Source organism: Moraxella bovoculi 237, from assembly GCF_000696305.2.
In the GTDB taxonomy this organism is placed as follows: domain Bacteria; phylum Pseudomonadota; class Gammaproteobacteria; order Pseudomonadales; family Moraxellaceae; genus Moraxella; species Moraxella bovoculi.
Window position 1 is genome coordinate 13980 of the sequence record NZ_AOMT01000031.1, and the last position, 12822, is coordinate 26801.

9 protein-coding genes are annotated in these 12822 nt (G+C 48.2%); 8 read left to right on the forward strand and 1 reads right to left on the reverse strand.

Annotated elements, in window-relative coordinates:
- Positions 1–15: 15 nt before the first annotated feature.
- The 7 genes from MBO_RS08220 (at position 16) to MBO_RS08250 (ending at position 7332) form a co-directional block, all read left to right on the forward strand.
- Entirely contained in the window at positions 16–834 is an 819-nt protein-coding gene (locus MBO_RS08220; RefSeq protein ID WP_046699591.1) for a BON domain-containing protein, read from the forward strand.
- A gap of 153 nt (positions 835–987) precedes the next feature.
- On the forward strand, positions 988–1227 hold the full coding sequence (locus MBO_RS08225) for a BolA family protein (protein WP_036366621.1): 240 nt from the start codon (positions 988–990) through the stop codon (positions 1225–1227).
- 23 nt (positions 1228–1250) lie between these two features.
- Positions 1251–2513 (forward strand): UDP-N-acetylglucosamine 1-carboxyvinyltransferase, encoded by a 1263-nt coding sequence (gene murA, locus MBO_RS08230; protein WP_036366623.1) that lies wholly within the window; start codon positions 1251–1253, stop codon positions 2511–2513.
- 80 nt (positions 2514–2593) lie between these two features.
- A complete protein-coding gene (gene hisG, locus MBO_RS08235) occupies positions 2594–3241 on the forward strand; it encodes an ATP phosphoribosyltransferase (protein ID WP_118873262.1) in 648 nt (215 codons plus the stop codon).
- Positions 3242–3253: 12 nt separating this feature from the next.
- Positions 3254–4573, forward strand: a complete 1320-nt coding sequence (gene hisD / locus MBO_RS08240; protein ID WP_036366628.1) for a histidinol dehydrogenase — start codon at positions 3254–3256, stop codon at positions 4571–4573.
- A 24-nt stretch (positions 4574–4597) separates the two neighbouring features.
- Positions 4598–5683 carry a histidinol-phosphate transaminase gene (gene hisC, locus MBO_RS08245; protein WP_036366630.1) on the forward strand — a complete coding sequence of 362 codons (1086 nt, stop codon included), beginning with the start codon at positions 4598–4600 and terminating at the stop codon, positions 5681–5683.
- A 122-nt stretch (positions 5684–5805) separates the two neighbouring features.
- Positions 5806–7332: a fumarate hydratase gene (locus tag MBO_RS08250; RefSeq protein ID WP_036366633.1), complete on the forward strand. Its 1527-nt coding sequence runs from the start codon at positions 5806–5808 to the stop codon at positions 7330–7332.
- A gap of 143 nt (positions 7333–7475) precedes the next feature.
- Here the strand turns inward: MBO_RS08250 and MBO_RS08255 are convergent, their stop codons facing one another.
- On the reverse strand, positions 7476–11042 hold the full coding sequence (locus MBO_RS08255; protein ID WP_036366635.1) for an Rne/Rng family ribonuclease: 3567 nt from the start codon (positions 11040–11042) through the stop codon (positions 7476–7478).
- A 705-nt stretch (positions 11043–11747) separates the two neighbouring features.
- On the opposite strand from MBO_RS08255, the gene MBO_RS08260 reads away from it, so the two are divergent.
- The gene (locus tag MBO_RS08260) at positions 11748–12821 is read left to right on the forward strand and encodes an RluA family pseudouridine synthase (protein WP_080702246.1); all 1074 of its coding nucleotides are present in this window, start codon (positions 11748–11750) and stop codon (positions 12819–12821) included.
- Position 12822 lies beyond the last annotated feature (1 nt).

The following is a 12822-nucleotide window of genomic DNA, read 5'->3' on the forward strand; positions in this document are numbered from 1 at the left end:
ATAAGGTGGCTTAATATGAAAAAACTATCTTTAGTGGCGCTAGTCGCTGCAGCGATGGTGCTTAGTGCATGCAGCACGCTGGATGCTAGTAATGATGCGAACCATAATTTTGGTGCTTATGAGATGGGGCGCAGCATCCCTGAGCGCATCAGCGATGAGAGCATTGAGCTGACCGCGCGTAAGAATCTGACGCGCATCGATGGGGTGAATGAGAACTCTGTACGCATCGCAATTGACAGCTTTCGCCGCGAGGTGCTCGTGACTGGCGAGGTGCCAAACCAAGCCATCAAAACCAACATCGAATCCATGTTAAAATCCATGAAAGACGTGACAGTGGTCTATAACTATCTGACCGTCGCTGATACGCCAAAGAGCCAAAGTCACACCGTACATGAAGGCTACCTAAAGTCTAAAATCAACGCACGCCTGATTACCAATACGGCCATCAAGTCATCGCAGTATAAGATCGTCGTACGTGACCGCACCGCTTATGTACTGGGATATATGACGCCAGAACAGCAAAGCTATGTACTAGATGCGATTCAGAACACCTCTGGCATGGCATCTGCGGTAACCTTGACCACCCTAGTCAATGGCGACACCAGCATGATCAATACAGCCGACAGCGCAAATGATGCGACGACCGATACCGAGGGTGTGATCTATGGCGGCGTGGTGACAACAGAAGCACCAAACGACCCATACGCATTACAAGAGATCTACACGCCAGACGCCAATGTCAATGCGCCAAACAACACCTCGCCAGTCTATAAACCGCGCGGTTCAGGCACCAGCGGCTATGTGCAGCTGTATCAAGGCACCAATAGCCCATAATCTGTCTCATTGACAGTCGCCGCCATCTATATCAAAATGGATTGATGGCGGTATGTTATTTTATATAAAACGCAAAATTTTCACCATAAACGGCCAAGATTTTTGGTATAATGGATTATTTTTTATTGCTATTAAGTTTATTTGGACAAACCCATGAATGCTGATGATTTAATCGAATTATTACGTCCCCATTTCCCTAATGCCGAGATTCAAGCGGCCAACCAAGGCAACAAGTTCGAAGTGTTGATTGTTGATGATGCTTTTGAAGGTAAGCGCTTGGTTGCGCGCCAGCAGGCCGTCTATGCCATCGCCAATCCGCATATCCAAAGCGGTGCGATGCACGCATTAACCATACATGCGCTAACGCCTGCAGAATATCAAAGCAAAACCTAAGGCTAATCGCGTAAGGACACACCATGGATAAATTTAAAATCATCGGTAAAAGCCGTATCGCAGGTGAAGTAACCATCTCTGGCTCAAAGAACGCAGCCTTGCCATTATTAGCGGCCATGCTACTGCCAAATGATGAAACCATCCTGCACAATGTACCAACATTAAAGGATACTGAGACGCTTATTAAGCTCATCGCGGGCACTGGCGTTAATATCAAAAAAGAAGGCAATACCGTCATCGCCGATTCTCGTACTGTGACCGATTATTACGCGCCTTATGATTTGGTACGTACCATGCGTGCATCCATCTTGGTGCTAGGTCCATTGCTCGCTCGTTTTGGTGAGGCGGAAGTCTCGCTTCCAGGTGGCTGTGCGATTGGCTCACGTCCTGTGGATCAGCACCTAAAGGCGATGGAAGCACTAGGTGCAATCATCAGTGTAGAGAATGGCTATATCAAGGCGAAAGCGCCTGCTGGCGGTAAGCTGATCGGTTGTGATTTTACGTTTGATATGGTGACCGTAGGTGGTACTGAGAATGTCATTATGGCAGCGTCTCTAGCCAAGGGTGTAACACGCTTGGAGAATTGTGCGTGTGAACCTGAAGTTGTCGATCTGGCGAATATGCTGGTCGCCATGGGTGCCAAGATTGAAGGTATTGGCACGCCAACGATGGTCATCGAAGGTGTGGACAGTCTGCATGGCTGTGAGTATAGCGTGATTGCTGACCGCATTGAGACAGGTTCATATCTGGCAGGCGCACTCATGAGTAAGGGTGATGTCTTAACCAAGAATACCTCAGCAGAGTTTTTACATCCTGTATTAAAGAAATTCGAAGCGATGGGCGCAACCATCACCACAGGCGATGACTGGATTCGCGCAGTGATGAAGGGCAGACCAAAGGCGGTAGATATCCGCACTCAAGTGCACCCTGGCTTTCCTACCGACATGCAGGCGCAGCTGATGGCCGTCTGCTGTCTGGCTGAGGGCACGAGTACGATCATTGAGAATATCTTTGAGAATCGCTTCATGCATGTGCCAGAGCTGCAGCGTCTGGGCGCGAACATCAAGGTTGATGGGCATACAGCGATTGTGGTTGGTGTGGATACGTTCACGCCTGCGCCGGTCATGGCGACAGACCTTCGCGCATCTATGTCATTGGTGATGGCGGCGGCATGCGCTGAGGGTGAGAGCATCATTGATCGCATTTATCACATTGACCGTGGTTATGATGATGTCGAAAATAAACTTAAATCGCTTGGTGTGAACATCGAGCGGATTAAGGGCTAGTTGTGACGCACCGCAGTTTGTGGTGCGTTTTTACTTTGTTGGACTTTTTAGTGACGATAATTTCACCGATAAAGAAAATGATGATGACTGATAATTTTAATGGCTTGACGATTGCCTTATCTAAGGGGCGAATTTTGGATGAGACACTACCGCTTTTTGATAAAGCAGGCATCCGTCCAACCGATGACATGAACAAATCACGTAAGCTGATTTTCCCAACGACCGACCCTAATGTGCGTTTCTTATTGCTTCGTGCCTCTGACGTGCCGACCTATGTTGAGCATGGTGCGGCGGACATCGGCGTCTCGGGCAAAGATACGCTGCTAGAATATAATGCGCACGTCTATGAGCTCATTGACCTAAACATCGCCAAATGCCGTCTGATGACCGCAGGCGTGAAAGGGGCGAGCCTACCAAATCGTCGTCTGCGCATTGCGACCAAATACGCCAACGTTGCACGCGAATACTTCGCTTCTCGTGGCGAGCAGGTGGACATCATTAAGCTGTATGGCTCTATGGAGCTTGCGCCATTGGTGGGGCTGGGTGATCTGATCGTGGACGTGGTCGATACGGGCAACACTTTGCGCGCTAATGGCTTAGAGCCGATCGATGAAATCTGCAAAGTGTCATCACGCCTCATCGCCAATCCAGTCAGTTATAAGCGCAAACTTGATCAGTTGCAGCCGATTTTGGATATTCTAGAAAAAGCCGTTAAAGATAATCAATAAAACAGGTGAATCATGCCAAATCTAACCGTATTAAACAGCCAAGATGCTGGATTTAAGGATAAATTAGCCCAATTACTTGCCTTTGAAACCGTAACCGATGCCAGTCTTATTCAGACGGTGGACGACATCATTGCCCAAGTGCGAGCAGATGGCGATGCGGCGGTTTTAACTTTAACCCAAAAGTTTGACAAGCATCCAGCGACCACGATTGATGAACTATTCATCTCATCAGAACAATTAAAATCAGCATTCGACCAACTTAATGATGAAGTTAAAGAAGCGTTGGAGCTGTCCGCCAAGCGTATCTTTGATTTTCATCAACACCAAAAAGAAGACGGCTTTCGCTTTGTAGATGGCTTGGGTAACACCTTAGGGCAAAAAGTTGCGCCACTTGATCGTGTGGGTATCTATGTGCCAGGTGGTTTGGCGAGTTATCCTTCTAGCGTGCTTATGAACGCCATCCCCGCCAAGGTTGCAGGAGTGGGATACATCACGATGGTCGTCCCTGCACCTAATGGCGAGCTAAATCCTCTGGTGCTGGCAGCGGCGCATCTATCAGGCGTGGATAGCGTCATTACCATTGGCGGAGCGCAGGCGATCGCCGCCTTGGCATACGGCACGGCGAGCATTCAGCCCGTCGATAAAATCACAGGCCCAGGTAATAAATATGTCGCCGCTGCCAAGCGAGCCGTCTTTGGGCAGGTAGGCATTGACATGATCGCAGGGCCGTCTGAGGTGTTGGTGTATGCCGAAGGTGAGACATGCGACAATGCCGACTGGCTTGCCATGGATTTGCTCTCCCAAGCCGAGCATGACACCGTGGCACAGGCGATTTTTGTGACGACTTGCCCAAAACAGCTTGAGGATGTCAAAAACGCCCTAGACAAAGCCCTTGCCATTTTGCCAAAAGCGGACATCGCAAAACAAGCATTAACAAGCCGTGGGGCGTTGATTTTGGTCAAAGACCGCACCGAAGGCATTGAAGTCATCAACCAAGTCGCCCCCGAGCATTTGGAGCTGTCGCTTGATGACCCCGAATACGTAGAGCAACACGTCCGCCATGCAGGGGCAATATTTTTGGGCAGACACACCCCCGAAGCCATCGGCGACTACTGCGCAGGCTCAAACCACGTTCTACCCACATCAGGCACAGCACGGTTTAGCTCACCTTTGGGAGTGTATGATTTTACCAAAAAAACATCGCTCATCTACTGCACACCAGAAGGCAGTCGGTTACTGGCGAAGACGGCAGATGTTCTGGCGGTGCAGGAGAACCTAGACGCTCATGCCTTGTCAGCGCGCTATCGTCATGGCGTTGTGAATTTAGATTAACTTAAAGAATAAACCGAGATTATCATGACTGTTGATACACGCTTATGGAGTGATAAAATCCGCAATCTCACCCCTTATGTGGCAGGTGAGCAGCCTAAGGCGGATAATCTGTGCAAGCTAAACACCAACGAGAATCCATTTCCACCAAGCCCCAAGGCGATTGATGCCATGCAGCAAGTTTTGGTGCGTGGGGCGGATCTGCGCCTGTATCCTGATCCTGAATCAGAGGATCTATGCCAGACATTGGCAGATTATTATAAACTTGACCGCTCTCAGGTATTCGTGGGTAATGGCTCGGATGAAGTGCTGGCGTTTATTTTTGCATGTTTTTTTGTTAAAGATCGCCCACTATTAACCCCTGACATCAGCTATAGTTTCTACCCTGTCTATGCGCAGACCTTTGATGTGGATACTAAAATCATTTCCTTGAAGGATGACTTTAGTGTTGATACATCAGATTATAATAAGTCGTGTGGCGGCATCATCATCCCAAATCCAAATGCGCCAACTGGTGTGCTATTGGCACTTGATGACATCAAAAAACTTGCCAATCAGCATCCGAATGCGGTGATCGTTATTGATGAAGCGTACATCGATTATGCGGATAAATCAGCCTCTGCCATCTCGTTGATTAATGAGTTTGATAATATTCTGGTCGTTCAGACGTTCTCAAAATCGCGCGCTCTGGCGGGCTTGCGCGTGGGCATGGCGTTCGGCCACGCCAATCTTATCAGCGCGCTTAACACTTATAAGAACAGTTTTAACAGCTATCCCATCGATCGCGTGGCACAGGCAGGCGCAGTTGCCAGTATTTTGGATGAAGAGTACTTTGAACAAAAGCGCCAAGCAGTAATAGCACTGCGTGATCGCCTGACGGATGATTTGGCTGATCTTGGTTTTGACGTATTGCCATCGGCGGCGAATTTTGTGTTTGCCAAGCCTAATCACAGCGTGCTCTCCACCCAAGAGATCTTTGAGAAACTAAGATCGCAAGGGGTGATCGTACGCCACTGGAATAAGCCACGCATCAGTGATCATTTGCGCATCACGGTTGGCACGTATGAGCAGAACACAAGGCTTATCCAGACTCTAAAAGAGATTTTGGCGTAGATTTAGGTTTTTGCTTAAAAATACCCAAAAATAGTGCTACAATGCACCCACTTGGGCAAATGTAGATTGCCCATTTTATAGCCAGTTATCGCTTCGCGATTTACCAGCCAATAAGGAAACTTATGACCATCATCAAAAAAGACGACTTTATCCAGTCTATTGCAGACGCATTTCAGTACATCAGCTACTATCACCCAACCGATTATATCGAAGCCCTGACCGAAGCCTTAGAGCGTGAAGAAAACCCTGCCGCCAAAGATGCCATGACTCAAATTTTGGTAAACAGCCGTATGTGTGCCGAGGGCAAACGCCCAATCTGCCAAGACACAGGGATTGCGACTGTATTTTTAAAAGTTGGCATGAACGTAACGTGGGAGTCCGACATGAGCGTGGCGGACATGGTTAACGAAGGCGTTCGCCGTGCCTACAATCACCCTGATAATACCCTGCGTGCGTCTGTACTTGCCGACCCTGCAGGCAAACGAGTGAACACCAAAGACAACACCCCTGCTGTCATTCACATGGAAATCGTGGCAGGCGACAAGGTGGAAGTTACCTGTGCTGCCAAAGGGGGCGGTAGCGAGAACAAATCCAAACTTGCCATGCTAAACCCGTCTGACAGTATCGTGGATTGGGTGTTAAAGAGCGTTCCTGAGATGGGTGCAGGGTGGTGCCCCCCTGGTATTTTAGGCATTGGTATCGGTGGCACGCCCGAAAAAGCAACGCTTTTGGCAAAAGAATCATTGATGAGTCACATTGACATTCACGAGCTAAAAGCCAAAGCCGAAAGCGGAGCAGAGCTATCCACCACCGAGAGCCTACGCCTTAAACTCTTTGAAAAGGTAAACGCACTAGGTATCGGAGCTCAGGGCTTGGGCGGATTAACTACTGTACTTGATGTCAAAATCCTAGATTACCCAACGCACGCTGCCTCTAAGCCTGTGGCGATGATTCCCAACTGTGCTGCCACTCGCCATGTGGAATTTGAGCTTGACGGCACAGGGGCGGTAAACCTAGAACCGCCAAGCATGGACGTGTATCCTGACATCACTTATAGCCCTGACAGCGGTAAGCGTGTCAATGTGGACACCCTAACCAAAGAAGAAGTGGCGACATGGCAAACAGGCGATGTGCTACTGTTAAACGGTAAAATCTACACAGGGCGAGACGCCGCTCACAAACGCATGACCGATATGCTAAATAATGGCGAAACCTTGCCTGTGGACTTCACTAACAAGCTCATCTACTACGTTGGACCTGTTGATCCTGTGCGTGATGAAGTGGTAGGGCCAGCAGGACCGACAACCGCCACTCGTATGGATAAATTTACCCGTCAAATGCTAGAACAAACAGGTCTTTTAGGCATGATTGGTAAATCCGAGCGTGGTAAAATCGCCTGTGAAGCCATTGCTGATAACAAAGCAGTCTATCTCATGGCGGTGGGCGGTTCGGCATATTTGGTGTCAAAAGCCATTAAAAATGCCAAAGTGGTCGCTTTCCCTGAGCTTGGCATGGAAGCGATTTATGAATTTGAAGTCAAGGACATGCCTGTAACGGTGGCGGTAGATAGCAATGGCGTATCGGTACACGCCACCGCCCCGAAAATCTGGCAAGCCAAAATCGGTAAAATCCCTGTGGTAGAAGCCTGATATTGAGCTCATAAAAACCCAGCCTAGTGCTGGGTTTTCGTTGATTGATACAAATGTAAGTGTATCAATCTGGCAACTCAAATCAGCGAATTTGGGTTGGACATAAAAAAGAGAGCATCTGCTCTCTTTTTCATGAATCTGACTTACTCAGTTTTTTGGTCACTATCAGACTTGGCGGCTGCGACCTTTGAGCCTGCTTTACGCACTTCAGATTTTGGTTTGTTATCGCCTTTGGTGGCGGTCTTTCTGATGCGTGTTTTTGCAGGCTTCGGCTGTGCAAGGTTTAGAATGCCTACCTGTGGCAATAGCTGACCTGCGACGTTTTCGATCATGTCTTTGTAGCTGTTTGCACTGGTTTTTGACTTCTTGGTAGGTTCATTCTTGCTAGGTGCTTCTACTTCATCTTCTGATGATGATTCATCTTCGGTCTCTAGCAGTTCTGCAACCTTATCACTTATGGTCTGCACGGCAACTTCCACATTCTCCTTGACTTGCTCAAGCAGAGTTTCAGAATCTGCTGACTTTGAAGTTTCTGCACCTTCTGTTTTCACTGAGTCATCGACTGGCTCGGCTTTGACAGTCTCAGCAGGACCTGCCTTTGGTGATGCCTTGTCCTGCTCGGCGATCTCATCACTGTTGTCAGTATTATTAGGCACTGTATCGCTTGGTGCGATGTCCTGTGCCTCGACACTTGTATCGACATCAGTAGATGTATCAATCTGTTGATCGACATCAGCTGGTTGCGTGATTGCTGCTTCTTGCTCTTGAGCGATGGAGATATCAACCAAATCCAAAGCCTCATCCTGAGATGATGCTTGGCCATCGGTTGCAGACGCCTCCTCATCTGCTTCGTCTTTGAAGTCAGGGTGCTGACCGCGTGGATCGTTGGCTGCGCGACGTGCGATTCGTGGCGCTGGTGCTTCTGATTTGCCTTGTGGTGAGCTGATGCGTGATGCGACGCTGGTCTGCTTATCAAATTCAGCAAGATAAGAGTCGTTCAGCGGCGCATAGCCATAATTGGCAAAGCTAAACTCAGCCACAGGCGCGCGATATTTGGCAACGGCTTGGATGAAGTTTTGTACGAAGTTATCACCTTTACTATCGCCTAGGACATTGGCAATAAAATCACCTGCCGTGCCAAAGATGGCGCTTGGTGCGCTGTTGGCAGCGATGACCACGCGTGGATCGTTGACAGCCTTATTCATTTGACGTGCAAGCTCGGTTAGGCGTGTATTGTCAATGATAGGCGTATCATTATCCCTAACGTCGTTTTGCTCGGCTGCCACTTGAGTTTCGGCGATTTGCTCTTTGGTTTGTTCCGTTATTTTGATGCTATTATCGGTAGCGGCAGGTTCAATAACATCGGCGGCGATATTCGTCTCTACTGATGTGTCAGCTATTGGCGCTTCTTCGATCTTGGCAAGCTGGTTATTCGGCTGCTTGGTCGAAAGAGGTTTACTGCCATCAAGTGACAAATGAATGGTCTCGCTTTGTTTGGTTTCTTTGGCGATCGGTGCGACACTCACCACCACTTCATTTGGATTGCTTGGACGAGTGCGCTGTTTGTCTGCTTTTTTGGCGGGGCGCTCGTCTTTTTTGTCCGCTTTATCGGCGGTGTTGCTTGGGGTTAGTGTCTCACCGCGTACCACTTCACCGCGAGGCTCGCGACGTGAACCGCTTTCACGTTTTGGATAAATAGGTTCTTCCTTTTTAGCCTTTTTATCCGTTTTGTCGTTTTTGATTTCTTCGGTGACGGTTGCGTCTTTCTTAGCAGACTTTCTATTTCTTTGGCGACGTTCTTGAACTTCTTCGCGTGGTTCGCGTTCGCTTCTTTCGCGTGCTGGACGATGCTCTTTATTCACATCTTTTTTGTCTTCGCTAGGGATGACTAGGTTGGCAATGCCGCTCGCGCCAAGGCTAATGCCGCCTGCATTGACGATTGATTCGATGGCAGCGGCAGCGTTATTGTTGTTTAGGTTGCCTGCCAATTGCGCTTGTGGTTTTGGCGCGAACAGGTTGGATAGCCAAGCAGCGACTTGTGGTTCAGGCTTCGCTTCAGGAGTGGCTTGTTTGGCTGCAGGCTTGGCGACAGGTTTATCCTGCTTATCGCTTGAGCTTGCTTTTTGCCAGCGGCTGTTGCTGTCCTGCTCTGCGTGCTCATTTTGGGTTTGCCAGTTGACATCATAACCGCGATCGCCCATTTCTTCTTCTTCGGCATTTACGATGCGCTCATAGCTTGACGGTGCAAAGCCGTCCGGGTTGAAGTGTAGGCTAAAGTTAGGGCTTTCTAGGTGTGCATGTGGCAAGACAGTGATGCGTGTGCCAGAGTCTTGTTCTAGGTATACCAAGCTTTCGCGCTTTTCGTTCAATAAGAAAGCGGCGATCTCAGTTGGAACTTCTGCTTGGATCTCGCCCATGCGCTCTTTTAGGGCGATCTGTTCGATCTGACGCATGATTGATAATGCCAAAGAGCGCAAATCGCGAATCATGCCATTGCCATGACAGCGTGGGCAGATGTAGCCGGTGGCTTCTTCTAGGCTTGGGCGTAGGCGCTGACGGCTCATCTCCATCAGACCAAATTTACTGATCTCAGCGAACTGTACACGAGCACGGTCGTGGCGCGTGGCTTCGATCAGGCGTTTTTCGACGTCTTTTTGATGACGGGCATCAGCCATGTCGATGAAGTCGATGACAATCAGTCCGCCCATGTCTCTTAGTCGAAGCTGGCGTGCGATTTCGTCCGCTGCTTCTAAGTTAGTGTGATAGGCAGTCTCAGAGACGTCAGAGCCTTTGGTGGATTTTGATGAGTTGATGTCGATGGACACCAAGGCTTCGGTCTGATCGATGACAATCGATCCGCCAGATGGCAGGCGAACTTCGCGCTGATAGGCGGTTTCGATCTGGCGTTCGATGCCAAAACGTGCAAACATCGGCTCGTATTCGGTGTATTTGCGCAGCTTGTCAAGTTGGGCTGGCATCACGGCGGCTATGAAATTGGCGGCTTCATTATAAGCGTTCTCGCTGTCGATCCACACTTCGCTGATGTCATCACGCAAGTAATCACGCACGGCACGAGTGACGACCCCTGCCTCTTGGTGAACCAAGCAAGGACTTGGGCGTTTTTTGTTTTGGTCTAGGATGGATGTCCAGATGTCTAATAGGTGATTCAGATCGTTTTGTAGGTCTTCAAAACCCTTACCAAGTCCTGCAGTGCGCACGATGACGCTCATGCCTTTTGGGATGGACAGGCTTGCGATGATCTGTTTCATCTCTTCGCGGACTTTGCCTGAGATTTGGCGGCTGATGCCACCTGCCTTGCTGTTATTTGGCATTAATACCAAATAACGACCAGCCAGCGAGATGTAAGTTGATAGTGCCGCGCCTTTGTTGCCGCGTTCCTCTTTTTCGACTTGGACGATGACCTCATCACCTTCTTTTAGAAGTTGTTTGATGTTGTCTTCGCGTAGATTGCCGTGTAGATATTCAGGTGCGATTTCACGCAGTGGCAAAAAGCCTTGACGCGCTGAGCCATATTCGACAAAAGCCGCTTCTAGTGATGGCTCAACTCGAGTGATGTGACCTTTGTAGATGTTGGCTTTCTTTTGTTCGCGGGTGCGATTTTCTAAGTCAAAATCGTAAAGGTGATTGTCTTTACATAGCGCCACACGAATCTCTTCGTTGTGCGTGGCGTTGATTAGGATGCGTTTCATGATGTTCCTTAAAAAATATGGGATTGCTCCCGATTTAAGCAACATCGTTTGAGTGTGTAGTTTACATTATGTAGATAATCTAAACAATATTAATAAAGATTATTGTGTCATATTTGCTAATATCTGGCATTTATGAATGCCTTGATTATCAAATAACTAGCCAAATTTCAATGCTCAGATATATGAGCACGATATAAAGAATTTTGGGTTAAACAGAGCTTAGCCATAAAAAGCAACCATATTTAACGATTCACTGCTTGCACCAATGATCTGTCTTGGGTGTGTGTTAGCGATGATTGGGGATTGTCTTGTCAGAGGCAGTGTTTGTCTTGTGCCAACTGAGCCAAAAATTCGCTTAACATCTCAAAACAATTTATAAAAACTTAACAATGTAGCCGCATGGAATTCTAGATTCAAATGAACTGCGACCGTCGATAACCTTTTTTTATCTCAAACGGATGTTGCGTGGCATGTGCCAAAAAATGCATTGAGGGGCTGCTAAATATAAACCTAAGTCGGTGTGTCAGACCGTTTTTGCTGCTGTGGCAGTTATAAAATCAGGCATCATTGACCGATATTTTATAAAGGTTTAGGGATTTACAAAGGGCGGTTGTAAGAATTTCGCCTTTTTGTGTGCAACGTGATAAACTATACCAAATATTTATCAATTTTCCTACAAAAAAATTAGTCATTTTTAATAAAATCATGAAAAAAACCCAAAATTTCCCCAAAAAATCTACAAATCCCATCAAAAACTCCGCCCAAAAACCGACAAGCAAAAATATAGACGCCAAGCGTACACCTAAGCCGCTGAGCGCTGATGATGTTGTTGATGATTTTAGTCGTGTCAATTACATCACGGTCACGCCGAACCAAGACGGTCAGCGTATTGACAACTTCTTGCTGGCGCGCCTAAAGGGTCTGCCGCGCTCACATCTATATAAGCTTATCAGAGACGATGAGGTTCGCATCAATAAAAAACGTTGCAAACCGCATGACCGCGTCAATACCGGCGATGTGGTGCGCATTGCTCCCGTGCGCCTGTCGGTGCGTGATGAGCCCGTGGTGTCTGATGATTTTGCCAAAGGATTACTTGGTAGAGTGGTGTTCGAGAATGAAGGGCTGATCGTGCTAAATAAGCCGCATGGACTGGCGGTACATGGCGGCAGCGGCGAGAGCTTTGGGGTGATTGAAGCCATGCGCGTGGCGACGGGCAAAAAATACCTAGAGCTGATTCATCGCATCGATAAAGACACGTCGGGCTTGCTGCTCATCGCAAAAAAACGCAGCACCTTAAAAGATTTACAAGAGCAATTTCGAGAAAAAACCATCCAAAAAAGCTATCTGTGCCTAGTGGTGGGTCATGTCAAGTCAGACAAGCAAACCATCAATCAGCCTATGCTAAAATACACGCTGCCAAGTGGCGAACGCCGTGTCAAAATCAACAAACAAGGCAAGCCAAGCCAGACCAAGATTGAGGTGTTGGCGCGCTTTGAGATTGATGGCAGGGCGGTAAGTTTGGTGCGCGCATCGCCTTTGACAGGGCGCACGCATCAGATTCGTGTGCACATGGCGAGCATTGGGCACGCATTGCTTGGCGATGATAAATACCTAAGACAGCCAGCACCCAGTGTGCCACGCTTATGCCTACATGCATGGCAACTGAATCTGGCGGGTGACAGCGATGCACCCAAGCAGTTCGTGGCGGATGTGCCGTCCGACATGGCAAATCTATTCCCAAAAGAATGCGAATTTTTAATCACGCATAAAAAATCTTAAG

Coding starts and splice junctions, on each gene's coding strand:
- MBO_RS08220 (WP_046699591.1), top strand. CDS start 16: ATGAAAAAACTATCTTTAGTGGCGCTAGTCGCTGCAGCGATGGTGCTT.
- MBO_RS08225 (WP_036366621.1), top strand. CDS start 988: ATGAATGCTGATGATTTAATCGAATTATTACGTCCCCATTTCCCTAAT.
- murA (WP_036366623.1), top strand. CDS start 1,251: ATGGATAAATTTAAAATCATCGGTAAAAGCCGTATCGCAGGTGAAGTA.
- hisG (WP_118873262.1), top strand. CDS start 2,594: ATGATGACTGATAATTTTAATGGCTTGACGATTGCCTTATCTAAGGGG.
- hisD (WP_036366628.1), top strand. CDS start 3,254: ATGCCAAATCTAACCGTATTAAACAGCCAAGATGCTGGATTTAAGGAT.
- hisC (WP_036366630.1), top strand. CDS start 4,598: ATGACTGTTGATACACGCTTATGGAGTGATAAAATCCGCAATCTCACC.
- MBO_RS08250 (WP_036366633.1), top strand. CDS start 5,806: ATGACCATCATCAAAAAAGACGACTTTATCCAGTCTATTGCAGACGCA.
- MBO_RS08255 (WP_036366635.1), bottom strand. CDS start 11,042: ATGAAACGCATCCTAATCAACGCCACGCACAACGAAGAGATTCGTGTG.
- MBO_RS08260 (WP_080702246.1), top strand. CDS start 11,748: ATGAAAAAAACCCAAAATTTCCCCAAAAAATCTACAAATCCCATCAAA.